The sequence below is a fragment of the Variovorax sp. OAS795 genome, assembly GCF_040546685.1.
GTDB lineage: Bacteria > Pseudomonadota > Gammaproteobacteria > Burkholderiales > Burkholderiaceae_C > Variovorax.
This window is the reverse complement of record NZ_JBEPOH010000002.1, coordinates 791,657-814,845: the sequence shown is the minus strand read 5'-3', so window position 1 is coordinate 814,845 and position 23,189 is coordinate 791,657. Positions and strand designations below refer to the sequence as shown.

Below are 23,189 nucleotides of genomic sequence, written 5' to 3'. Positions count from 1 at the left end.
GTATGTCTCCAGTTGTGATCGGAATCGGGTGCGGCTACACCGCCATGCAGACGCTCTTGAGCTCGGTGAAGCTCTCGACCGCCGCGCGCCCCAGGTCGCGCCCGTAGCCCGACTGCTTCACGCCGCCCAGCGGCAGGGCGTTGTCGAGCACGTTGTGCGCGTTGACCCAGACCATGCCGGCCTGCAGGCGCGGCACGATGCGGTGCACGGCCGAGAGGTTGTTCGACCACACGCTGGCCGCGAGGCCGTAGGCGCTGTCGTTGGCCAGGCGGATGGCGTCTTCCACATCGTCGAAGGGCACCACCGTGGCGACGGGGCCGAACACTTCCTCGCGCTCGATGCGCATCGAGGGCTGCGTGTCGACGAAGACCGTGGGCCGCACGAAGCAGCCGCCGTCGAAGGCGCGCCTGCCGCCGGTGACCAGCGTGGCGCCCTCGGCCACCGCGCCGTCGATGTGCGCCATCACGCGGTCCATGTGGCGCTTGGACACCAGCGGCCCGAACTGGGTCTCGGGGTCGAAGCCCGAGCCGATGCGCACCGCCTCCGCCACCTGGGCCAGCTGCTGCACCACCTTGTCGAAGATGCCGCGCTGCACGTAGACGCGCGAGCCTGCCGTGCACACCTGCCCCTGGTGGAAGAAGATGCCGTTGGCCGCGCCCTGCGCCGCCGCGGCAGGGTCGGCATCGTCGAGCACGATGAGCGGCGACTTGCCGCCCAGCTCCAGCGTGAAGCGCGCCATGTTGTCGACCGCGGCATGGCCGATGCGCTGGCCCACGGCGGTCGAGCCGGTGAAGCTGATCTTGCGGAGGTCCGGGTGCGCGGCAAGCGCGGCGCCCGCCGTGGCGCCGCGGCCGCACACCACATTGAGCGCGCCGGGCGGAAAGCCCGCCTCGATGGCCAGCTCGGCCAGCCTCAACGCGGTGAGCGGGGTTTCTTCCGAGGGCTTGAGCACGACGGTGCAGCCGGCCGCGAGCGCCGGCGCCACCTTCCACAGCGCGATGGCGAGCGGAAAGTTCCACGGCACGATCGCCCCGACCACACCCACGGGCTCGCGCCGCGTGTAGGTCACCCACTGCGGACCGGGAATGCCGATGGAGTTGTCCAGCGTCTGCCCTTCGAGCTTGGTGGCCCAGCCCGCCATGTACCGCACGAACTCCGCGCCCGAGCCCACGTCGATCATGCGTGCGATGCCGCGCAGCTTGCCGCTTTGCAGCGTCTCCAGTGCGCTGAGCTCGTCGGCGTGCGACTCGATGAGGCGCGAGAGCGTGTAGAGCATGCGCTCGCGGTCGGCCGGCCGCAGGCCCCGCCAAGCGGCACTCTCGAAGGTGCGGCGCGCGCTCGCCACGGCGGCGTTCACGTCGGCCGCATCGCTGTCGGGTGCCTCGGCCACGGTCATCTCGGTGGCGGGGTCGACCACCGGCAGGTACAGGCCATTGGCCGGCGCCGACTCGCGGCCGTCGATGTGGTTGCCGCGCCGGCGCTGCGCCAGGAGACCGACCAGGCCAAGGTGCTCGAGCGACAGGTCTCGCAGATTCATGGGTTGCCTCCGGGGCGATGCGTGGGGTGGAAAAAAGAAGGGCCGCTCACGACATGGCCCGCGCCACCAGCAGCGTGTCGGTGAACTGCTCGAAGCGGCGCACCAGGCCGTCCCGCACCTGCCACACGTGCGTGACGCGCGCGTGCATGTCCTTGCCGGTCTTGCGGTGGCGGCCGTGGTAGTCGCCGATGCCGACCACGGTGTCGCCGCCGTCGACCAGCCGTTCGAGCACGAAGCGGTAGCCCTCCCACTCGGCGCCCAGCACCTTGAAGACCTTCTCCACCACCTGGACCCGGCCGACGTGCGTGCCGGCGCAGGGAAAGCCGGCCATCTCGGTCCACTGCACGTCGTCGGCCACCTCGGCGAGCATCGCCTGCAGGTCCTTGCGGTCGGAGGCGGCGTAGTGGTCCGCGATGATCTGGTGGGGCGTGCGCATGATGAAAGGCTCCTGGAGAAGTGAAGGCAGGAAGAAAGAAGCTCAGACCGGTCCGAACTCGGGCGGGTAGAAGGTCTGCGAGGCCTTGCGCATGAAGGCACCGGCGGGGTTGTTGGCGACTTCGCCGGTCCCGGTCACGCCGAGGAACTTGCCCGTCGAGCGGCCGCTCGCAAAGTCGAAGAAGAACACCGACGCGACCGGAATCAGGAACTCGCGGAAGGTGAAGATGTACTGCTGGTCGTCGAACTTGTAGTAGCTCGCCAGGTCGACGTCGCCATGGCCGCGCTGCACGCCGACCAGGCACTGCCAGCAGTAGCGCTCGGCGCTCAGGTAGGTGTGCTCGTAGACATGCTTCGGGCTGTAGGTCTGCCAGGTGCGCAGGCCGACCAGGTCGCGCGTGGGCTGCGGCACGGGGCCGGACGCGGCGCCGCCTTCGAGCGTGCCGACCCAGAAGTCCTGCGGTACGCGCGGCTGGCCCGCGGCTTCCGCGGCACTGACGATGCAGCAGCGGATGGCGAGCACGCGGCGGGTGCGGGTGTTGAGCACCACGCTCAATGCCTCCGTCGGTCGGCTGGCCTGCGTAATGTCGATGAAGAAGGTGTCGGGCGCGACCTCGACGGCCTCGTACCAGTCGCCCCGGCCCTGCGCGCCGCGCCCGCCCTGCTCGCTCCAGTCGATCGCATGCTGCGAGCGCGGCGCGAGCGTAAGCCTGAAATCGGGCAGTGCGAGCGTCAGCGTCCGGCCGGCCAGCGCATCGGAGGCGGGCAGGCGGTTGGTCGCGATGCCTGCGGCGAACTCGTCATAGGTCTTCCAGTCGGCGGGCTTGGCGGCTTCGTTGCTCATGGTGTGCATTCCTTCAGGCGTCGTGCGCGAACGCGATGGTCGGCAGGTCGACAGCGGAGGCGCCGCCATCGACCATCAGCGAACTGCCGGTGACCATCGCCGCCATCGGCGAGGCCAGGAACAGCACGGCGTTGGCGACGTCCTCCGGGCTCGCGGCGCGGCCCATCGGCACGTCGCGCGTGACCAGGTCGTAGGCCGCGTCGGCATCCGCCAGCCGGTACTTGTCGACCAGCACCTGCATCTGCTCGTTGGCCATCTCGGTGCGCACCCAGCCGGGGCACACCGCGTTCACGCGCACGCCCTGCCTGCCGTAGTCGCGCGCCAGCGAACGCACCAGGCCGATGAGCGCATGCTTCATCGTCACGTAGCCGATCACGCCCGGCCCGGCGAAGTGGCCCGCGAGCGAAGAGAGCACGACGATGTTGCCGCGCCGCTCGATGAGTTCGGGCAGCAGTTCGCGCGCGCAGACGAAGGCGGTATCGAGATTGAGGCGCGTCGAGAGCGCCCACGACGCATCGTCGGTGGAGAGCGCGTCGCCCACGCCGTGGCCGCCTGCGTTGGCCACCAGCACGTCGACGCGGCCGAATCTTTCGCGGGCCGCGGCCAAGGCGCGCTGGACGTCGCCGGTGCTGGCGGCGTCGCCCGCCACCGCGAGTCCGCCGAGTGCCGAAGCCACGGCTTCGAGCTGTGCGAGGCGACGCCCCATCAGCACCACGCGGCCGCCGGCCGCGGCGAACTGCGCGGCCACGGCCGCGCCGATGCCGGTGCCGCCACCGGTGATGAATGCGACCTTGCCGGCCATGGATCCTGTGGAACTCATTTGCTGCGTCTCCTTGTCGGAATCGACTCTAGGTGGGGGTGAACGCCGGTGCTTGACCGAGCGTGCAATGTCAGTTGTCCGACAGCGCGAAGTCCGCGCAGCGCTCGGCCAGCATCACCGTCGGTGCATTGGTATTGCCGCTCACGATCGAAGGCATCACCGAGGCATCGCACACGCGCAGCTTCGCCATGCCATGCACGCGCATCCGCGCATCGACCACGGCCATGTCGTCCCGCCCCATGCGGCAGGTGCCGCTCGGGTGGTAGACGGTCTTGGCACGCTGGCGCACATAGGCCTCGATGGCGTCGTCGGCCATGTCGTCCGCGGCCGAAGGCGCGAGCTCCTCGCTCACCAGCTCACGCAGCGCGGGCGCACGCAGGATGCGGCGCGCGAGCTTCACGCCGCGCACCAGCGTGTCGACGTCTTCCCTGGCCTGCAGGTAGCCGCCGTCGAACAGGATCGGGGCCATCGGGTCGGCGCTGCGCAGCCGCACGCTGCCACGCGACTTCGGCCGCAGGAAGCAGGGATTGATCGACAGCCCGTGGCCCGCCAGCGGCGCGCGGTCGACGTCGCCCACGAGCACCGGCAGCACATGGAACTGCAGGTCGGGCCGGCCTTCGCCCGTGGTGTCGACGAAGCCGCCGCTCTCGACCACGTTCGAGGTGAGCAGGCCCGTGTTGAAGAGCGTCCACTGCAGCCCGTGCTTGAGCGCCGCCAGGCCGCTGTCGTTGCCCAGGAGGCTGATCGGCTCGCGCGTGCGGCCATAGACCGACACCTCCAGGTGGTCCTGGAAGTTCTCGCCCACGCCGGGCAGGTCCCTGGCCACCGGAATGCCCAGCGACTGCAGCTGCGCGCCGGGCCCGATGCCCGACAGCAGCAGCAGCTTGGGCGAGGCCAGCGCGCCGGCCGAGAGGATCACCTCGTGCCGCGCCGTGGCGACAATGTCTTCGCTGCTGCCGCCCTGGCCGGCGCGGTAGACCACGCCGGTGGCGGCGCCGTCCTGCATCAGCACGCGCATCACGTGCGCGCCGGTGACCACGGTGAGCTTCGGGTTGCCGCGCACGGCCGCCAGGTAGGTGGCCGCGGTGCTCGCGCGGCGGCCCTCGAAGGTGGTGGTCTGGTAGAAGCCGACGCCGGCCTGCTCCGCGCCGTTGAAGTCGTCGTTGTAGGGCAGCCCGCTTTGCTGCGCCGCACGCAGGAAGGCCAGGCTCAGCGGGTGCCGGAAGCGCGTGTCGCTCACCTTCAGCGGCCCGCCCGTGCCGTGCAGCCCGCACGCGAAGCGCGAGTTCGCCTCGGCCTTGAGGAACCACGGCAGCACGTCGGCCCAGCGCCAGCCCTCGCAGCCCTGCGCCTGCCAGCCGTCGTAGTCGGCCGGCGTGCCGCGGATGTAGACCATGGCGTTGACCGAACTGCCGCCGCCCAGCGTGCGGCCCTGCGGCACGAACATCCTGCGTCCGTTGGCCGCCGGCTGCGGCTCGCTCTCGTAGGCCCAGGTGCGTTCGGTGCCGATCACCCGCACGAAAGTGGCAGGCATGTGGATGAAGCGGTCGTTGTCGGACGGCCCCGCCTCCAGCAACAGCACGCTGCGCCCTGCCGTAACCAGCCGGTGCGCCAGTACACAGCCCGCCGAGCCGGCCCCCACCACCACGAAGTCGAATTCCTGTTGCGCCATGATGTCCCGTGTCCGTCCTGAGTTGTCTCCGGAAGCGGATGCTCGGGGCTGCGGCGCGCTTTGGCGCACCCTGGCGGGTTGGTGCAATTCAAAATGCGCTGTCGGTCAAAGGCCGGCGTTCATCGGCCATGCGCATCGGCCGCCGGCGGTCACCCCGTGCGCCTGGGCGGCGGCGCCCGGTACCTCAAGGCCTCGATGACCAGCGCAAGCGCCGGTGCGATGTGGCGGCGATGGGGGTAGTAGAGATGGTAGCCCGGGAAGGTGGGCCACCAGTCCTGCAGCACCGGCACCAGCCGCCCCTCGGCGATGTGCTGTTCCATGATGTCGAAAGGCACGTAGGCAAAGCCCATGCCGTCCAGCGCCGCGCGCAGCATCAGGAACGTGTTGTTGAGCACCGTCTGGCCTTGCACGCGCACGCTGATCTCCTTGTTGCCTTTCTCGAAATCCCAGGCGTACAGGCCGCCGTGCGTGGGAAGCCGCAGGTTCACGCAGCGGTGGGCCGTGAGGTCCTCGGGCCTCACGGGCAGCGGCTTTCCTGCGAGGTAGTCCGCAGAGGCGGCCACCGCCATCCTCAGCGGCGGCGCGATCGGCACTGCCACCATGTCCCTGTCGACGCGGTTGCCCAGCCGCACACCGGCATCGAATCTTTCGGCCGCGATGTCGGTGAAGGCGTAGTCGACGCTGAACTCCACCTCGATGTCGGGATATTGCTTGAGCAGCGGCAGCAGCCTGGGCCACAGCACGGTCGCGATGGCATGGTCGTGCGCGGTGATGCGGACCTTGCCGGCCGGCTTGTCGCGCATCGCGGCCAACGATTCGAGTTCGCGCTCGATGTCCTGCAGCCGCGGCGCGAGCGTGTCCAGCAGCCGCGCACCCGCGTGCGTCACGGAAACGCTGCGCGTGGTGCGCGCCAGGAGGCGCACGCCCAGGCGGGCTTCCAGCGCCAGCATCGAATGGCTCAGCGCCGAGCGCGACACGCCCATCTGGGCAGCAGCGCGGGTGAAGCTGCGCTCGCGCGCGACCATGACGAACGCCTGCAGGTCGTTCAGGTTCTCTTTGGCCATTGGTGAGCTCCATTCACATAAGCATGCCGATTTTGCCGGCTTCTCAATCGGGCGCGAGATCCCTAGAGTTCATTCATCGGCCTGCGGCCCCATGCAACGGCGGCGCACATCATCCCCATCGACGACCAGGAGTTGACCCCCATGAGCACAAGACCCTTGAAGGCCGCGCTCTACCTTGCAGCGCTGAACACCATGGGTGCGGGCGCCGAGCCTGCGCCCGCCGCGGGAGCGGCCCAGCAGATCGCGAGGGCCGGCAGCCAGCCTTCCGCGGCCGGTCCTGCCGAATACTTCACCGGCCGCGTTCGCGTGGACCCGGTCTGGCCCGCCACCGAGGCCCTCAACGCTTCCGGCGGCATGGTGACTTTCGAACCCGGCGCGCGCTCCGCGTGGCACACCCATCCGGCCGGGCAGCGCCTGGTGGTCCAGTCGGGCCTCGGCCTGACGCAGGAGTGGGGCCAACCCGTGCAGGAGATCCGCCCCGGCGATGTCGTCTGGTGCCCTCCCGGCGTCAAGCACTGGCATGGCGCCGCGCCCTTCACGGCACTGGTCCACCTGGCGGTCACCGGCACCGTGAACGGCAAGAACGTCGAATGGATGGAGAAGGTCACCGATGCGCAATACAACCAGCGCCAATAGGCGCAGGAGCGGCGCGCCGGCCCTGGCGCTGTGCCTGGCCGCCGCGCTGTGCCATGCCGGCCCGGCCTTGAAGGAGCCCACGAACATGAACGCCGCGCCCGCCGCATCCGAGACGCTTTCGCTGCGCCAGCAATCCGTCGTCCCGGTCGCGGCATTCGCGGCGTCCGGCGACATCGCGCGCCTGAACACCGCGCTCGGGCAGGGCCTCGACGCGGGCCTCACCGTCAACGACGCGAAAGAGATCCTGGTGCAGGTGTATGCCTATGCCGGTTTCCCGCGCAGCCTCAATGCGCTGGGCGAGCTGATGAAGGTGCTGGAGGCCCGCAGGCAGCGCGGCATCCAGGACAAGGAGGGGCCGCTGCCCTCGCGTCCCATTCCCAAGGGTGACGCGCTGCTGTCGGCCGGCACCTTCAACCAGACGAAGCTGGCCGGCGCGCCGGTCAAGGGCGCGTTGTTCGACTTCGCACCGGCCATCGACGAGTACCTGAAGACGCACCTGTTCGGCGACGTGTTCGAGCGCGACAACCTCGACTGGCAAAGCCGTGAGCTGGCCACGGTCGGCATGCTGTCGGTGCTTGCGGGCGCCGAATCGCAGCTGCAGTCCCACATGCGCATCGCCATGAACGTGGGCCTTGCACCGGCCCAGCTCGAGCAGCTGGCGCAGGTGCTCGCGGACCGCGTGGATGCGGCGCCGGCCCGCAGGGCGCGTGAAGCCTTGGCCCGGCAGCTGGCCGCTCGGCCCGGGAGCTGAACCCCTACAGGCCGCGCTGCGCCTCAGGCGCGGCGCACTTCCATCACGCCGTGCTCGCCGGCCTGTTCGTAGACCGAGGGCACGCGCGTGGCCAGGTGCAGCAGGATGCGGGACGCCTGGGTCTTGACGGACCACCGGACCAGGATGCCGGCCAGCACCAGCGGACCGCCGAGCCATGGATAGCCCGCCAGCGCCGCGGCGATGCCCGGGCCGATCAGCGCGATCGACAGCATGGTGGCATGCGTGAGGTGGGACACGAAGGGCACCACCAGCGCAGGACTGACGATGACGCGAAAGCGCCCGTGCGGCAGCCCGTTGCGGAACTCCTCGAAGGAGATGTAGTCGGCAGTTTCCGGCGCAGCGTCAGGGTGGCTCATGCCGCCATTCTCACGAATGCGAGGGGCCTGGCAAATTGGCGCCTGATGCAACGGCCCTGCGCCTACGGCACAGGGCGGATGTCGGCATTGCGCAGGAGCGCCTTGAACTCTTCCTTGCTGTAGCCCTTGCCGTAGACCAGCACGGTGCTCTCCGGGTTCGAGAACTTCAGATGGGTGGCAAGCACATCCTGCTTCATGCCCATGAAGAGCGAGGCCTCGAGCAACTCGGCCGTTTGCCCTGCGATCTCGATCGGTGACGAGTTCACGATCACCGCGGGCCCGCCATCGCGAAGCGGCCGGGGTGCCCATGACGAGAGCACCAGCATCTTTCCATCCGGCGACCTCCAGGAGCGGAACTCGCTTTTGGCCTTGAAGACGTCCCGCGTGACCTTTTCGGTCGAGCTGCCGGTCAGTTCGTAGCCGGAGGGCAAGGAGAGGGAAAGGAAGGCGACGACCCAGAGTGATTCAGTCATGGTTCGAACTCGATGCGTGGTGGTGCGCTGCGTTCACCCCAGGTCGGTCCGGAGTTCGCCTGCGGTCCGGATCCGGGATCCGCCGCTCGCGCCGGCGAACTATAGCCAGCAATCGACTGCCCGCAAGAGCGGGCAACCATTGTTCACATTGCCAATGCGAGCCGATGGACGGCCTCGCAGAAACAGCGCTAAGAACCCGCTGACCGACGCACCGAACGGCAGGTGCTCCTTGCCTCCCCTTCGCCCCGCTTCAGCGCCCCGCGCCCACCGGCGCGCGCTTGGCCAGCTCCAGCTTGGCAATCGCGTTGCGGTGCACTTCGTCCGGGCCATCGACGATGCGCACGGTGCGCTGGTGCGCGTAGGCTTCGGCGAGCCAGAAGTCCTGGCTCACGCCCGCGGCGCCGTGCGCCTGGATCGCCCAGTCGACCACCTTGCACGACATGTTGGGCGCCACCACCTTGATCATCGCGATCTCGGCGCGGGCTTCCTTGTTGCCCACGGTGTCCATCTTGTAGGCCGCATTGAGCGTGAGCAGGCGCGCCTGGTCGATGAGGCAGCGCGACTCGGCGATGCGCTCGTGCCAGATCGACTGCTCCGACAGCGGACGGCCGAAGGCGACGCGGTTGCGCAGCCGATCGCACATGAGTTCGAGCGCGCGCTCGGCAGCGCCGATGGAGCGCATGCAGTGGTGGATGCGCCCCGGGCCGAGCCGGCCCTGCGCAATCTCGAAGCCGCGCCCTTCGCCCAGGAGGATGTTGGCCACGGGCACGCGCACATCTTCCAGCAGCACTTCCATGTGGCCGTGCGGCGCGTCGTCGTAGCCGAAGACCGAGAGGTGGCGCAACACCGTCACGCCCTTCGTGTCGCGCGGCACCAGCACCATCGACTGCTGCGCGTGGCGCGGCGCATCGGGGTCGGTCTTGCCCATCACGATGAAGATCTTGCAGCGCGGGCTGCCCGCGCCCGACGAGAACCACTTGCGGCCGTTGATCACGTACTCGCCGCCTTCGCGGCGGATGGTGCACTGGATGTTGGTGGCGTCCGACGAGGCGACAGCCGGCTCAGTCATCAGGAAGCCCGAGCGGATTTCGCCCGCGAGCAGCGGCGCGAGCCATTCGTCCTTCTGCGCCTCGGTGCCGTAGCGCTCGATGGTTTCCATGTTGCCCGTGTCGGGCGCCGAGCAGTTGAACACCTCGCCCGACCACGAGACGCGGCCCATCACTTCGCACAGCGGCGCGTAGTCGAGGTTGGAGATGGCCGGCACGTCGCGGTGCGGATGCGGCAGGAACATGTTCCACAGGCCCGCGGCGCGCGCCACCGGCTTCAGTTCCTCGATCAGCGCCGGCACCTGCCAGGCGTTTCCCTGGCGGCGGAAGGCGTCCATCTCGTGGTGGTAGCGCGCTTCGTTCGGATAGATGTGCTGGTCGAAGAACTTGTTCAGGCGTTCGAGCAGATCGCGGGTCTTGGCGGAGGGTTCGGCAAACATGGGGCGTCCTTTTGGCGGGTTTGGGCAATTCAAACACCGAGGACTGTGGCAAGCCGTCTCGCAAGTGACGCGAGCGAGCGCAGGCACCGCCGCATGCACCGGCATGCGGGGCGGTGCCCTTTCTCCTCAACGCCCGGGCGCTTCGGGCGGCAGCAGCACGATCTTGCCGAGCGTGCTTCCGGCGTCGAGCAGTTCGTGCACGCGGCGCGCATCCGCCAGCGCGAAGCAGGTGGCCGGCGGTGCGTGCACGCGGCCTTCGGCCATGAGCGCGATGGCGGCCTGCATGAGACCGCGCCGCTGCGGCAGGTCGTTGTCCACCGAATGGATCGAGAAGGTCCGCACGGCCAGGCTCCGGCTCAAGAGCTTGCGCAGTTCCGCGAACACGTCGCCGGCCGGCGGGCCGTTCACGATGTTGTAGGAAACCACCATGCCGAAAGGCGCCAGCGCGCGCAGGCAGGCGATGAAGAGCTCGCCGCCGAGATGGTCGAAGGCCAGGTCGACGCCGCGGCCGTCGGTGCGCTGCATGACCTTTTCCGCGAGGCCGGGCACGTCGCCCTCGATGATCTCGTGCACGCCGTTGGCCAGCGCGAAGTCGCGCTTCTGCGGCGTGGAGGCCGTGCCGAAGACGCGCAGGCCGCGATCGCGCGCCACCTGCGCCAGCGCCGTGGCCACGCCGCCGGCCGCCCCGGGCACCAGGATCGATTGCGCGGGCAGGTTGCCGTTGCTCGACAGCATCGCGAGCGCGAGCTGGAAGTTGCCGAGGCTCACGGCATCCTCGAAGCGGATCGCATCGGGCAGCACGAAAGGCGCGGCCTCGGGCACGCAGATGGCTCCGGCATAGCAGCCGCCGCGCTGCTTCAGCTCGCGCGCGCTCACCAGCACGCGCTGGCCCACCTGCAGCGCCGTGGTGCCGGGCCCGACGGCATCGACCACGCCGGCCAACTCGTTGCCCGGCACCGCCGGCATCGGCGGCATCCACTTGTAGGTGCCGTTGCGGATCAGCACGTCGGGCCCGCCGGCGCCGATGGCCATGGCCTTGACGCGCACCTCGCCGGCCCGTGGCTCCGGCAGCGGCAGGTCCACCAGTTGCAGGACCTCGGGGCCGCCGGGCGCCTGGAGCTGGATCGCCTTCATCGTGGAGCGGGCCATCAGCGCTGCCCGTCGTGCACGGACACCTTGTCCTTGGTGAGCCCGCCCAGGCGCGCATGCACGCGGCCGCCCGTGCCCATGACCAGCGCGAACAAAATCTCATTGGGCCGGGGCGCATCCTGGATGCCGACCTCCATCGAGTTGTAGTGGCTGCGCACGTACGCGGCATGGATGTAGTGCAGCGGCACCATGAGCCGGTAGCCCGTGGCCGCCACGGCCTTGGCCGAGGGCACGATGGCCTTCGGCTCGCCGAGCACCTCGCGCATGGCCCAGCCGCCGGCCTCGTGCCACACCGCGCCGTGCTCCAGCTCGCCGTTCACGCCGACGATCGCGGCCTTGCTGTAGACCTCGACCTTGTCGCGCCCCAGCGTCTCGACCAGCTCGGTGGCCAGGAGCGTGCCCAGCGTGCGCAGCTCGGCCATGAAGGGCATCAGGTCGGGTTCGTAGCGCCCCGCGTAGGGGTTGTGGATGACCGCGCAGGCCGCAGCCAGCCGAAGCGGCGTGGCAGCCGGCGGACCGCCCTCGTGGTAGATGGTCTCGATGGACAGGCTGCGCTTGCGGATCTCGATCAGCGGCATGGAAGGGTCCTCATTGCTTGGGAATGCGTGCATCGTTCACCACGGTGGTCCAGCGCTTGAGCTCTGCGGCCACCATGGCGGTCATTTCTTCGGGCGTGCTGCCGCGCGCTTCGCCGCCCATCTCCTCGAGCCGCGTGCGCACCGCCGGTGCCTGCAGCGCCTTGAGCGTCTCGGCATGCAGGCGATCGACGATCGGGCGCGGCGTGCCCGCGGGGGCCATGAAGCCGGCCCAGGAGCGCACGTCGTAGCCGGGCACGCCCTGCTCGGCCACGGTCGGCAGCTCGGGCATCTGGCTCCAGCGCTGGGCGCCGGTGGTGGCCAGCGCGCGCAGCTTGCCGGCCTTGATGTTGGCCAGCACCGCGGTGGGCGGCGCGATGATCATCGGCACTTCGCCGCCGAGCAGCGCCGCGACCGAGGCCGCATCGCCGCGGTAGGGAATGTGCAGCAGCTCGACGTTCGCGCTCTTCACCAGAAGCTCGCCGGCCAGGTGGTGCGTGGAGCCGATGCCGGCCGATCCGTACGACACGCTGCGCGCATCGGCGCGCGCCGCGGCCAGCATCTCGCCCAGCCCGCGGTAGGTCGAATCGGCCCGCACCACCAGCAGGAACGGAAAGTAGGTGATCGTCGAGACCATCTGGAAATCCGTCACCGTCTGGTAGCTGAGCTTGTTGTAGAGCGCGCCGGCCACCGCATGGCCGCCCGTCGCGAGCAGCAGCGTGTAGCCGTCGGGCCGGGCGCGCGCCACGGTGCCCGAGGCGATGGTGCCGCCCGCGCCGGTCTGCGCCTCGACCACTAAAGGCTGGCCGAGGCCCTTGGACATCTCGGTGCTGACCACGCGTGCGATGGTGTCGGCGTTGCCGCCGGCCGCAAAGCCCTGGTAGATCTTGATCGGCTTGTCAGGGAAGCCCTGGGCCAGGGCGTGTAAGGGTGCCGCGCAGGCCAGGGTCAGGCCTGCGGCGACGAGCAATCGTCTGTGCCACATGATTTTTGTCTCCGATGGTTGTGGAGGAAGGCCGCGGCTTGTGCCGCCGCGGTCCGGTCCGGGTGCGTCAGTCCTGCTGGACGATCGGGTTGCGCAGCACGCCGATGCCTTCGATCTCGACCTCGCACACGTCGCCCGGCTTCATGAAGCGCGGCGGCTTCTTGCTCCAGCCCACGCCGGCCGGCGTGCCGGTGGCGATCACGTCGCCGGGCGCGAGCGTGAAGATGGTCGAGGAGTAGGCGATGAGCTTCGGAATGCTGAAGATCATGTGGCCCGTGTGGCTGCTCTGCACCACTTCGCCGTTGAGGCGGGTCTCGAGCTTGAGTTCGCGGCCGGGTGCGATCTCGTCGGCCGTCACCATCCAGGGACCGAAGCCGCCGGTCGATTCGAAGTTCTTGCCCGAGGCGATCTGCTTGGCATGGAACTGCCACTCGCGCACGCTGCCGTCGTTGTAGCAGGCGTAGCCCGCCACGTGGTCGAAGGCATCGGCCTCGGCGATGTTGCGCCCGCCCTTGCCGATGATCACGGCGAGCTCGCCTTCCCAGTCGAGCGATTCGGACACGTGCGGCCGCACGATCGGCGCGTTGTGCGCGCACTGCGAGCGCCACACGCGCAGGAAGATCGGCGGCTGCTCGGACAGCTCGCGGTGCATGCCGGCAGCCAGCACCTCCTGGTGGTGGTCCATGTAGTTGCGCACCGCGCACACGATCTTCTCGGACTTCGGGATCGGCGGAAGAAAGGTGATGTCGGCGAGCTTGGCCGCGATGGGCAGCCCCTCGACATGCTGCGCCGCCTGCAGGTACTCGCCCGAGGCGATGTAGTCGACCAGGCCCGCATGCTGCGGCCGCGCCTTGCCGAGATCGACCACGCCGTCGCCGACGACGGCGCCCCAGGTTTCGCGGCCTTGATGAACATAGGACAAAAGCTTCATGGGAACTCCGGTTGGGATGTGAGGGGGTGAAGAAAATGGGGGTCGCGTCAGGTCGCCACTGGTGCTACCGGCACGCGCGATTCGAACTGCGCCTGCCACTGCGCGAGCGGCATGAACGTGGGGTCCTTGCGGCACGCCTCCTCGGTCTCGCGCATCAGCGTCTCGTCGTCCTTCGAGAGGTCGAGCGGATCGCCATGCGGCTGCGCGATGTAGAACGGCGTGTCGATGTAGATCTCGACCGTGTTGCCTTCGGGGTCGAGCATGTAGACCGAGAGCGCATTGCCGTGGTTGAGGCCGCGGATGTTGGTGGCACCGCGCGCCTCGGCGCGTGCGGAGATGTCGCGCAGGTGCTGGATGCTCGGCACCACGAAGGAGATCTGCATCACGGTGCTGAATGTCGCCTCCGCCGGCCGGCCCGACGCCAGCACCAGCTGGTGGTGCTGGTCCGGGCTCGCGCTGGTGAACACCAGCTGGTTCCTGAAGGTGCGGCCTTCGCCGCGATCGGTGATCGTGAGGTCGAAGGTCTCGGTATAGAACGCCACCATCCGTTCCAGGTCGGTGACGAAGATGCCGAAATGCGATGGCGTGGGTCGGGCGACCTTGAGCATGCTGACTCCAGATGGGCGGGGCTGCGCGCCCCTTATGTGTGTGCGGCCTCGGCGGCCCTGAGTGCGGCCAGCACGTTGCGCTGCGTGCTCAGGATGTGCTCCTCGAGCAGCGCGCAGGCGGTGTCCGCGTCGCGGCGCAAGGCGGCGTCCATGATCTTCTTGTGCTCGTTCGACTTGCGGCGCGCGGTCCTCCGGTGGCGTCCCGAGAAGCGCCGGTAGCGTTCGGCCTGGTCGAACAGGCTCGCGCCCCACACGCGCTGGCGCAGCGAAGGGCAGGCGGCCAGGAGCGACAGGTGGAAGGCGCGGTGCAGCTGAGACCAGTCGTTGTCGAGGATGACGGGGCCGTCGCTCAGGCGCGACTCGACCTTCTCGAGCCGGTGGAAGGCAGCGAGGATCGCGGCCTCCCAGGCGTCGTCGCCGTGCGCAATGGCTTCGCGCAGTGCGGGCACATCGAGCATCACGCGCATGCGCGTGATATCGGCCAGGTCGTCCTCGGAGATCGGCGCCACGCGGAAGCCGCGGCGCTCGTCGGCGCGCACGAGGCCTTCCTGCGCGAGCCGGCTGAGCGCCTCGCGCAGCGGGCTGCTCGAGTAGCCGTAGGCCGTCTGCAGCTCGTCGAGCTTGAGCTTGGCGCCCGCCTCGAAGGTGCCGGACAGCACGTCCTGCCGCAGGCGCGTGAAGGCCTGCTCGACCAGGGGCGGTTCGTAGGCGGGGGAGGTTTCTTGTTTATGCATGGAAATCATTTTATGCACCGCCGCTCATGCCGCGCCGCCGCCGCGCCGGGCGCCCACGAGCACGAACAGCATGGTCGCGGGCTGGTCGCCCAGGTTGCGCCACGCATGCCGGTTGCCGTGCTGCACGGCCACGTCATGCCGGCGCAGCAGCACCTGGGCGCCGTCGTCCAGCTCCAGCGTGATCTCGCCTTCGAGCACGATGTCGTAGTCGATGCTGTCGGTGGTGTGCATGCCCGGGTGATCGGGCTCGAAGGTCTCCGCGAGGCCGGGAACGAGGCGGCCGAACTCCGCGCCGAACGCGGCCGCATCGAAGTCCGCGCGCATCATCACGGCATCGGGCGGGAAGCTGACCATCATCACGCGCGTGCCGCCCGCGGACGGCGTGAAGCCGGCCTCGTTCGTGCGGTCGCGTGCAGTGCCCGCGCCCACGGTGTCGGCAGGCTCGGTGGCCCAGAGCAGCGCCGCGGCAAAGCCGGGCACGGTCGTGAACGCCACGCTGCGCGGCGCCGCGCCGTCCGAAAGAACCTGCGCCTTGCCGTCGGCGCCCGTACCTGCCACCACGCGTCGGATTTTCATCGCTTGCCTCAGGGGTTGATGACGAAGTTGCTGAAGCCGCCGTTGCGGCTCGCGATGCCCGAGATCGCCTCGTTGATGCGGTCGAGCGGATAGCACACATGCTCGAACACCGAGAGGTCGAGCGTACCGGCCTCGGCCATGTCGGCCATGTCCTGGCCTTCGCCGGCGGTGAACCAGGCCGAGCCCTCGATGCTCTGCTGCTCGTCCATCATGGTGTGCAGGTCCATGCCCACCATGCCCGCGATGGCGCCGATGTTGAAGGCGCGGCCGCCGCGCTTCAGTGCGCGCACGCCCTGCTGGAAGGTCTCGTGCGGCGCGCCGGGGCCGAGCGCGTCGATGAAGGTGTCCACGCCCAGGCCGTCGGTGCGGGCCTTGGCCCAGGTGTCGATAGCCTCGCCGTCGGCATTGGAAAAGACCTCGATGCGGTCGGGAGCGAGCGCCTTGACGCGCTCCAGCAGCTCGCGGTTGCGGCCGGTGCCCAGGATGCGCGTGGCGCCCATGGCCAGACCGAAGAGCGCGCCGCCGATGCCCAGCGTGCCGCTGATGCCGTTGATCAGCACGCTGCGGCCGGGGCCGACCCGGGCCTTGCGCATGGCCGAGTACATGGTGCCCAGGTAGCCGAAGCGCGCGGCTTGGTTGAAGCTCACGTTGTCGGGCAGCTTCACCAGCGCGTACTGCGGCGCGATCATGTATTCGCACAGGCCGCCGTAGGGGTAGTTCTTGTACAGCTTGAGAGAGTCCTGCGAGAAGCCGAAGTAGCCGCTGAACGCGTAGTGCGTGCAGTTGACGAGGTCGCCGTTGCGGCAGGCGCGGCAGCCGCCACAGTAGAGGCTCGGGTTCACGTAGACGCGGTCGCCCGGCTTCCAGGTGTGCACGTGGGAGCCCACGGCCGTCACCTCGCCGGCCGGGTCCAGCCCGAAGATCGCGGGCAGCGGCGGCAGCGGGAGCTCCGGGAACCAGGTCGTCCAGTTGGCCAGGATGTTGCCCAGGTTGGGCACGATGCCGCAGGCGTGCACGCGCACCTGCACGTCGTTGGCGGCCGGCTGCGGAATGGGCAGCTGCTCGACTTCCATCGGGGCGCCGACCTTGTGCAGTCGGGCGGCTTTCATCGTGGTCATGGTGTCTCCTTGCTGGGGGTGTTTAGGGGGTCTGGTGCACAAAGCGCGTTTTATGCATTCTTTTCCGACCCGCGGCAGGGCGCCATCGGGGACAACCCTTGGTGCATGGAAACATGTTTTATGCACAATTCCATGTTCATGCATTTGAAAGATACCATGCGCCCACAAGATCCGGAAACCGCCGACGTGGCCGTCATCGGCTTCGGCCCCGTCGGTGCCACGCTCGCCGCGCTGCTGGGCCGGCGCGGCCTGCGCGTCGCGGTCTTCGACAAGTCGCAGCAGATCTATCCGCTGCCGCGCGCCTTCGCGCTCGACCACGAGGCGCTGCGCGTGTTCCAGGAGATCGGCATTGCCGGCACGCTGGCGCCGCACATGACGCTCTACCGCCCGACCATCTACCAGGGCAGCGACCGCGAACCCATCCAGCATTTCGACATGGGTCCTCCGCCCTACCCGCTCGCCTGGGCGCCCTCGTACACCTTCAACCAGCCCGCACTCGAAGCCTCGCTGCGCGAAGCCGTCGGCCTGCTGCCGGGCGTGTCGGTGCACCTCGGGCACGAGGTGGTGCAGATCACCCAGTCGCCCGGGCACGCGCTGCTGGGCGTCCGCCGGCCCGACGGCACCGAACTGCAGCTGCGCGCCCACTATGTGGTCGGCTGCGACGGCGGCACCAGCCCCACGCGCAAGCAGATGGGGCTGAAGCTCAAGAGCCTGGATTTCGACGAGCCCTGGATCGTGGTCGACATGCACGTCGACGAAGACAAGCTCGACCGCCTGCCCGCCACCAATGTCCAGTACTGCGATCCGGCGCGGCCGTGCACCTACGTGGTGGGGCCCGGCACGCACCGGCGCTGGGAGTTCCTGCTGCTGCCCCATGAGGCCGAGCAGCGCGAGATGCCGCCCGCATCGATCTGGCAATTGCTCGCGCCCTGGCTCACGCCCGCAGATGCGCGCATCTGGCGCGCGGCAACCTATCGCTTCCATGCCGTGGTGCTCGAGCAATGGCGCCAGGGCCGCGTGCTGCTCGCAGGCGACAGCGCGCACCAGATGCCGCCGTTCCTGGCGCAGGGCATGTGCCAGGGCCTGCGCGATGCGGTCAACCTCGCATGGAAGCTTCAATGGGTGATCGAGGGGCGGGCGCCCGAGCGACTGCTCGACAGCTACGGCGACGAGCGCGGGCCGCAGGTCGAGGACGTGACGGCGACCGTCAAGCGCCTGGGCCAGATCATCTGCGAGCGCGACCCCGTGCGTGCCGCCGAGCGCGACCGCCGCCTGCGCGATGCGCAAGGCGGCCAGGTGCGCATGCAGCTGCGCCAGAGCCTGCTGCCCGGCGTGCACCACGGCCTGATCGACCGCGACGAAGCGCCCGCGGGCACGCCCTTTCCGCAGGCGGTCGGATCGGTCGAAGCGGGCGCGGCGCCGCGGATGATGGACGACCTGCTGCCGCACGGCTTCCTGCTCGTGCTGCGCCATGCGCCGGATGCGGGCACGCTCGATGCCCTGCGCGAACCCGCCGCCGCCCTTGGGGCGCAGCTGCTCTGCATCGATGGCGCGGCCGCTTCGCAAGGCATTGCGTCCCTGGCCGAAGCCGACGGCGTACTGGCCGGCTGGTTCGAGCGGCACGCCTGCGAGGCCGCGCTCGTGCGGCCGGACCACCTGGTCTATGGCGTGGCGCGCAGCGGCGGGGACATCGAGGCCCTGGTGCGGCGCGCATGCCAGCAACTCGGCACCGCGCCGGACCGCGCCGCCGTCACCCTGCAGGAGCCCGCATGACAGAGGCCTTCAACGGCACCGAGGCCCTGCTGCTCGGCCTGGAAGCGGAACGCTGCGACGCCATGATGCGCCGCGACTTCGCGCGGCTGCGCGAGATCCTTCATCCGGCGCTCACGCATGTGCATGCCAAGGGCCAGGTCGACGACTGCGAGAGCTACTTCCGCTCGGGCGGCACGCACGTCGACTACCGGCAGGTCGAGCGCTCCGAACTGAAAGTGCAGCTGCTCGGCGCTAGCGCGCTCATGACCGGCCGGCAGCTGCTGGTGGCCGTGCGCAAGGACGGCAGCGGCACCGTGCGCATCGATTCGCGCGTGATGCAGGTCTGGACCGAGCACGAGGGCCGCTGGCGCCAGCTGGCCTTCCAGACCACGCCGCTGGTGATGAGCGTGACCTGAGCGCCTCACAGGAGGCGTTCGGTCTCTTGCCCGGCCTTGCCACGCTGGAAACGTTTTCCGTCGGTGAAAACACTTGGCAAAAGCGCTAGAGTGGCGACTGCCTGCCATTCTCCGCACCCCATGACCGCCATCCTCGAACGCAGCTTCAAGGTGCTTGAGCATCTCGCCGCCCACCCGGAAGGCCGCGCCCTTTCCGCGCTCTCGGCCGAGCTCGGCATGCCGCTGAGCGCCACCCACCGCCTGCTGGTCGAGTTGATCCGCTGCGGCTACGTGCGGCAGGACCAGAGCCATGGCGACTACATGCTGACCATCAAGCTGGTGTCACTCGGCCTGAGCTTCCTGAGCAACAGCGGCATCGTGGACGTGGCCCAGCCGCTGCTCGACCGGCTCGCGGCCGAAGCCGGCGAGCTGGTCCGGCTCGCGGTGGTCGACGGGGACGAGCTCACCTTCGTGGCCAAGGCGCAGGGCGCCCTGCGCGGCCTGCGCTACGACCCGGACATGGGCCTGTCGGTGAACCTGTCATGCAGCTCGGCGGGCCATGCGTGGCTCTCGACATTGAGCGACGAACAGGCGCTGCAGCTCGTGGCGCGGCAAGGCTTCGGCCAACCCGAGGACTATGGCCCCAAGGCGCCCACCAGCGTCAAGGCGCTGCTCGCCTGCCTGCGCGCGGCACGCAAGCGCGGCTTCGCGATGATCAACGAGGTGTTCGCACCCGGCATGAGCGCCATGGCCGCGCCGGTGCGCAGCGGCAATGGCGCGGCGATCGGCGTCATCACCATCGCCGGGCCTGTGGTGCGCCTGACCGAAGAACGCATGCTCGCACTCGGCCCCGCGCTGCTCTCGGCGGCCGAGGACGTGGCGCATGCCAGCGGTGCCTCGGCGCTGTTCAGGCGCAGGGCCTGAGGCCGCGCCACCACGCGCTCCGCTGCGCTAGAGCTGCAGGTTCACCGCCACTTTGGGACCGCCCGGCGACGTTTGCGCCACCACCACGATCCGGTCTTCGAGCCGCTGGAAATGCAGGTCCACGCGCGCATCGCCGACGTGCAGCTGCCGCACATGCAGCTGGTCGATGTCGGCCGGCAGCCGCGGGTGCACGATGGTCACCTGGCGCCGGATGCCGTCGACCTGCAGGCCGAGGCAGGCTTGCAGCAGCATGAACGCCGACCCCGCCGCCCACGCCTGCGGCAGGCAGGCCACGGGATACGCGATCGGCGACTGGCCAGGCTGCCGGTCGAAGCCGCAGAACAATTCGGGCAGCCGCATGCCGAAGTGCGCAGCCGATTCGAACAGGTTGTCCAGGATGCGCACCACGCCGTCGCGCTCGCCGTAGCGCGCGATGCCGGCCGCGCACAGCGCGGCATCGTGCGGCCACACCGACCCGTTGTGGTACGACATCGGGTTGAAGCGCACCGCCTCGACGGGCAAGGTGCGGATGCCCCAGCCCGAGGCAAAGGCCGGCGACAGCAGCTGCCGGCCCACGGCCAGGGCACGCTCCATGATCGGCAGGCCGGTGAACAGCAGGTGCCCCGCATTGGAAGCGCGCACGCGGCAGGGCTGGTTGCCACCGTCGATCGCCAGTGCATAGAACTGCAGGTCGTCGAGCCAGAAGCGCTTCTCGACCGCGACGCGCATCGCGGCCGCGCGCTGGCGCCAGTGCGCCGCGCCGGCTTCGACGCGCCACTCGGCGATCGACGCCATGGCCAGGAAGGCGGCATACACATAGCCTTGCACCTCGACGAGCGCGATCGGTCCTTCGGGCGTGCGGCCGTCGGCATGGAAGATGGAGTCGTGGCTGTCCTTCCAGCCCTGGTTCACCAGGCCGCTGGTCTCGCCGCGCTGGTAGGCGAGCAGGCCATCGGGATGGCGCGCCATGTTGCGCTCCATCCATGCACAGGCCGCGAGCAGCGCGGGCCATATGCGGTCGATGGTGGCGTGGTCCGCGGTGCGCTGCGCATAGGCGCCCGCCAGCGCCACGAAGAGCGGCGTGGTGTCGACCCCGCCGTAGTACTGGCCGAAGGGCAGCTCGTCGACGGCGGCCATCTCGCCCTTGCGGGTCTCGTGCATGATCTTTCCGGGCTCCGCATCGCGAAAGCTCGAGGTCTGGCGCGACTGCCGCGCCGCAAGAAATTCCAGCACGCCCTGCGCCAGCCGCGGGTCGATCCACAGCGTCTGGAAGGCTGTCACGATGGCATCGCGTCCAAAGGGCGTCGAGAACCACGGGATGCCGGCGTACGGATAGGGCCCGGTCGGCAGGTCGGTCGTGAGCAAGGCGAGGTCGGCGCGCGAACGGTCCAGCCAGGCCTGGAACAGGCGGCCCGAGCTCTCCAGCCGCGAGCCGCGACGCTGCCGCGCGCGCATGCGCCAGCGCGCGAGCGCGCACGCCTGGCGGTACCGTTCGGCAGACGGCAGCGCGGGCACGTTGCCCACTTCGATGTAGAGCGTCCAATGGCCGTGCGCCGCGAGCGGCACGGTGAAGGCCGCGGCGCCTGTGTCCAGCTGCTGCGGCACCTGCGAGAAGTTGATGCAGGCCCGCCGCAGCACCGTGTCGAGCCCTTCGTAGCGCAGCTCCACGCCCTGCACGCCGACATCGGGCACACCGAACTCGCCGCGCCGCGCGCGCTGCTGGCCGCGCACCTCGAACATGTCGCGAAAGTCCGCGCCGAACTGCAGCGTGAGCGGCGCCTCCGCGGGCTGGTCGCTGTAGTTCACGAGCCGCAGCCGCTCGTACAGCCGCGCGCCCCAGAGAAAGCGCCTGCGCTCCAGGTGGATCACGCCTTGCGGCATCGAGGTGGAGCCGAGCACCGGCAGCGGGTGGTTGGTGAGGTTCGCGGTGAAGAACACGTTGTCCTGGCTCACGCCGCTGGACAGCAGCGAGGGCCGCGCGCCGTTCAGCCGCAGCACGAAGGTCGACAGCATGCGCGTGTCGTCGTGGAAGAGCCCGTCCACGCCGCCGCCCACGTCGCCGTGCCCGTCCATCACGAAGTAGGTGTCGCCCTCCTTGAGCACGAAGGCGTGCTGCACCGCACGCTCGGGCGCCGGCTCCGCCTGTTCGGTCGCGGGCACTTCATCGCTCATGCTCATGCGGCCTCTGGGCAGAGCTCGCCGTGGGGGGGCAGCACGCTCCCGCCGGCAAGGCGTGCGTACTGCGCGACATAGGCGCTGGCCATCGCATGCGCCGAGAACCGCAGCTCGAACGCCTGCCGCACGCGGCGGCGATCGAGCGCGCCCACGGCATGCACCGCCTCGACGGCCTGGGCCTCGTCGTCGACGATGAGCCCACTCACGCCATGCTCGATCACTTCGGGCACCGAGCCGCAGCGCCATCCGATCACCGGCGTGCCGCAGGCCATGGCCTCGATCATCACGAGCCCGAAGGGCTCGGGCCAGTCGATCGGAAAGAGCAGCGCGCGCGCACCGCCGAGAAAAGCGGCCTTGTCGCCATCGCCGATTTCGCCGATGAACTCGACCAGCGGGTTGTCCAGCAGCGGCCGGATCTCGCGCTCGAAATAGCGCGCGTCGGCCGCATCGACCTTGGCCGCGATCCTGAGCGGCACGCCGGCCCGGGTGGCGATAGCGATGGCGCGGTCCGGCCGCTTCTCCGGCGAGATGCGGCCGAGGAACGCGAGATAGCCGCCGGGCTCCGGCGAGAACGCATACGGCGCCGGGTCGATCCCGTGCGCAATGGTCGCGAACCAGTTGGCAAAGGGCAGCGGCTTGCGCTGGTGCCGCGAGATCGACACCAGCGGATACTGCTTCCAGCGCATGTAGGCGCCGGGCAGGTCGGCGATGTCCAGGCGGCCATGGAGCGTGGTGAGCGTGCGGGCCGCCATGTGCTCGAAGAAGGGGAAGTGCAGCAGGTCGACATGGAAATGCAGCACGTCGAATTCGTCCGCGCGCCGCCGCACCTCGTGCAGCATGCTCATGTGGCTCGCCAGGTCGGACTTCAACGGCGCCGGGTCCAGGCGCAGGGCCTGTGCGCGCGTGGGCGCCAGCCGGGCCCGGGTCTGCGTTTCGGCGGAGGCGAACAGCGTGACCTCGTGGCCCAGGTCGACCAGCGCGTTGGCCAGGTGCGCGACAACCCGTTCGGTGCCGCCGTAGAGCCGTGGCGGCACGGCTTCGTACAAGGGGGCGATCTGCGCGATCTTCATCGTCAAGACAGTCTCCTCGGGAGGGAATGAATGAACAAACGAGAGCGGAGAATGGAACCGGAGACCGGCTTCCTTGCAGTCATTTTTTCCAGATTGCAAGGG

At 69.4% G+C, this 23,189-nt stretch carries 23 protein-coding genes and 1 pseudogene; 5 read left to right on the top strand and 19 right to left on the bottom strand.

Features of this window, described 5'->3' with window-relative positions:
* Positions 1-34 precede the first annotated feature (34 nt).
* The 6 genes and pseudogenes from ABID97_RS29450 to ABID97_RS29425 all read right to left on the bottom strand — a co-directional run bounded on the left by ABID97_RS29450 (position 35) and on the right by ABID97_RS29425 (position 6,372).
* Positions 35-1,537 carry an aldehyde dehydrogenase family protein gene (locus ABID97_RS29450; protein WP_354403040.1) on the bottom strand — a complete coding sequence of 501 codons (1,503 nt, stop codon included), beginning with the start codon at positions 1,535-1,537 and terminating at the stop codon, positions 35-37.
* 46 nt (positions 1,538-1,583) lie between these two features.
* Complete coding sequence (locus ABID97_RS29445) at positions 1,584-1,973, bottom strand: nuclear transport factor 2 family protein (RefSeq protein WP_354403039.1); 390 nt, start codon at positions 1,971-1,973, stop codon at positions 1,584-1,586.
* 42 nt (positions 1,974-2,015) lie between these two features.
* Positions 2,016-2,816, bottom strand: coding sequence for a MoaF C-terminal domain-containing protein (locus ABID97_RS29440; protein ID WP_354403038.1), 801 nt, complete (start codon positions 2,814-2,816; stop codon positions 2,016-2,018).
* Between the two features lie 13 nt (positions 2,817-2,829).
* Positions 2,830-3,636 carry an SDR family NAD(P)-dependent oxidoreductase gene (locus tag ABID97_RS29435; protein ID WP_354403037.1) on the bottom strand — a complete coding sequence of 269 codons (807 nt, stop codon included), beginning with the start codon at positions 3,634-3,636 and terminating at the stop codon, positions 2,830-2,832.
* Between the two features lie 79 nt (positions 3,637-3,715).
* Positions 3,716-5,308: pseudogene (locus ABID97_RS29430) on the bottom strand (GMC family oxidoreductase); the annotation flags it as partial.
* A gap of 149 nt (positions 5,309-5,457) precedes the next feature.
* Positions 5,458-6,372, bottom strand: a complete 915-nt coding sequence (locus tag ABID97_RS29425) for a LysR family transcriptional regulator (protein WP_354403035.1) — start codon at positions 6,370-6,372, stop codon at positions 5,458-5,460.
* A gap of 141 nt (positions 6,373-6,513) precedes the next feature.
* On the opposite strand from ABID97_RS29425, the gene ABID97_RS29420 reads away from it, so the two are divergent.
* Positions 6,514-7,008 (top strand): (R)-mandelonitrile lyase, encoded by a 495-nt coding sequence (locus ABID97_RS29420; protein WP_503012833.1) that lies wholly within the window; start codon positions 6,514-6,516, stop codon positions 7,006-7,008.
* A gap of 85 nt (positions 7,009-7,093) precedes the next feature.
* Positions 7,094-7,759 carry a carboxymuconolactone decarboxylase family protein gene (locus ABID97_RS29415; protein ID WP_354403093.1) on the top strand — a complete coding sequence of 222 codons (666 nt, stop codon included), beginning with the start codon at positions 7,094-7,096 and terminating at the stop codon, positions 7,757-7,759.
* Positions 7,760-7,782: 23 nt separating this feature from the next.
* Here the strand turns inward: ABID97_RS29415 and ABID97_RS29410 are convergent, their stop codons facing one another.
* The 11 genes from ABID97_RS29410 to ABID97_RS29360 all read right to left on the bottom strand — a co-directional run bounded on the left by ABID97_RS29410 (position 7,783) and on the right by ABID97_RS29360 (position 16,771).
* Positions 7,783-8,136, bottom strand: a complete 354-nt coding sequence (locus tag ABID97_RS29410) for a hypothetical protein (protein ID WP_354403033.1) — start codon at positions 8,134-8,136, stop codon at positions 7,783-7,785.
* Between the two features lie 62 nt (positions 8,137-8,198).
* On the bottom strand, positions 8,199-8,609 hold the full coding sequence (locus ABID97_RS29405; protein WP_354403032.1) for a class I SAM-dependent methyltransferase: 411 nt from the start codon (positions 8,607-8,609) through the stop codon (positions 8,199-8,201).
* 250 nt (positions 8,610-8,859) lie between these two features.
* Positions 8,860-10,095 (bottom strand): acyl-CoA dehydrogenase family protein, encoded by a 1,236-nt coding sequence (locus tag ABID97_RS29400; protein ID WP_354403030.1) that lies wholly within the window; start codon positions 10,093-10,095, stop codon positions 8,860-8,862.
* 126 nt (positions 10,096-10,221) lie between these two features.
* The gene (locus ABID97_RS29395) at positions 10,222-11,244 is read right to left on the bottom strand and encodes a zinc-dependent alcohol dehydrogenase family protein (RefSeq protein WP_354403028.1); all 1,023 of its coding nucleotides are present in this window, start codon (positions 11,242-11,244) and stop codon (positions 10,222-10,224) included.
* On the bottom strand, positions 11,244-11,822 hold the full coding sequence (locus tag ABID97_RS29390) for an amino acid synthesis family protein (RefSeq protein ID WP_354403026.1): 579 nt from the start codon (positions 11,820-11,822) through the stop codon (positions 11,244-11,246). The genes ABID97_RS29395 and ABID97_RS29390 overlap by 1 nt, the downstream gene beginning before the upstream one ends.
* A 10-nt stretch (positions 11,823-11,832) precedes the next feature.
* Positions 11,833-12,804, bottom strand: a complete 972-nt coding sequence (locus tag ABID97_RS29385; protein ID WP_354403025.1) for a tripartite tricarboxylate transporter substrate binding protein — start codon at positions 12,802-12,804, stop codon at positions 11,833-11,835.
* Positions 12,805-12,871: 67 nt separating this feature from the next.
* The gene (locus tag ABID97_RS29380) at positions 12,872-13,735 is read right to left on the bottom strand and encodes a fumarylacetoacetate hydrolase family protein (RefSeq protein ID WP_354403023.1); all 864 of its coding nucleotides are present in this window, start codon (positions 13,733-13,735) and stop codon (positions 12,872-12,874) included.
* A gap of 47 nt (positions 13,736-13,782) precedes the next feature.
* The gene (locus ABID97_RS29375; RefSeq protein WP_354403021.1) at positions 13,783-14,343 is read right to left on the bottom strand and encodes a VOC family protein; all 561 of its coding nucleotides are present in this window, start codon (positions 14,341-14,343) and stop codon (positions 13,783-13,785) included.
* A gap of 32 nt (positions 14,344-14,375) precedes the next feature.
* Entirely contained in the window at positions 14,376-15,077 is a 702-nt protein-coding gene (locus ABID97_RS29370; protein WP_503012832.1) for a GntR family transcriptional regulator, read from the bottom strand.
* 24 nt (positions 15,078-15,101) lie between these two features.
* Positions 15,102-15,653 carry a cupin domain-containing protein gene (locus ABID97_RS29365; RefSeq protein WP_354403019.1) on the bottom strand — a complete coding sequence of 184 codons (552 nt, stop codon included), beginning with the start codon at positions 15,651-15,653 and terminating at the stop codon, positions 15,102-15,104.
* Between the two features lie 8 nt (positions 15,654-15,661).
* Positions 15,662-16,771: an alcohol dehydrogenase catalytic domain-containing protein gene (locus tag ABID97_RS29360; protein ID WP_354403018.1), complete on the bottom strand. Its 1,110-nt coding sequence runs from the start codon at positions 16,769-16,771 to the stop codon at positions 15,662-15,664.
* A gap of 156 nt (positions 16,772-16,927) precedes the next feature.
* Between ABID97_RS29360 and mhpA the strand changes: the two genes are divergently transcribed.
* From mhpA to ABID97_RS29345, 3 genes are all read left to right on the top strand, one after another.
* The gene (gene mhpA, locus ABID97_RS29355) at positions 16,928-18,544 is read left to right on the top strand and encodes a bifunctional 3-(3-hydroxy-phenyl)propionate/3-hydroxycinnamic acid hydroxylase MhpA (protein ID WP_354403016.1); all 1,617 of its coding nucleotides are present in this window, start codon (positions 16,928-16,930) and stop codon (positions 18,542-18,544) included.
* Positions 18,541-18,939, top strand: coding sequence for a nuclear transport factor 2 family protein (locus ABID97_RS29350; protein WP_354403015.1), 399 nt, complete (start codon positions 18,541-18,543; stop codon positions 18,937-18,939). The genes mhpA and ABID97_RS29350 overlap by 4 nt, the downstream gene beginning before the upstream one ends.
* 120 nt (positions 18,940-19,059) lie before the next feature.
* Positions 19,060-19,842: an IclR family transcriptional regulator gene (locus ABID97_RS29345; protein ID WP_354403014.1), complete on the top strand. Its 783-nt coding sequence runs from the start codon at positions 19,060-19,062 to the stop codon at positions 19,840-19,842.
* Between the two features lie 27 nt (positions 19,843-19,869).
* Here ABID97_RS29345 and ABID97_RS29340 read toward each other — a convergent pair whose 3' ends face one another.
* Together ABID97_RS29340 and ABID97_RS29335 are read right to left on the bottom strand one after the other, a co-directional pair.
* Positions 19,870-22,020 (bottom strand): amylo-alpha-1,6-glucosidase, encoded by a 2,151-nt coding sequence (locus ABID97_RS29340; protein WP_354403013.1) that lies wholly within the window; start codon positions 22,018-22,020, stop codon positions 19,870-19,872.
* Complete coding sequence (locus ABID97_RS29335) at positions 22,017-23,087, bottom strand: glycosyltransferase family 4 protein (protein WP_354403092.1); 1,071 nt, start codon at positions 23,085-23,087, stop codon at positions 22,017-22,019. Before ABID97_RS29335 ends, ABID97_RS29340 begins: the two co-directional genes overlap by 4 nt.
* Between the last annotated feature and the right edge of the window lie 102 nt (positions 23,088-23,189).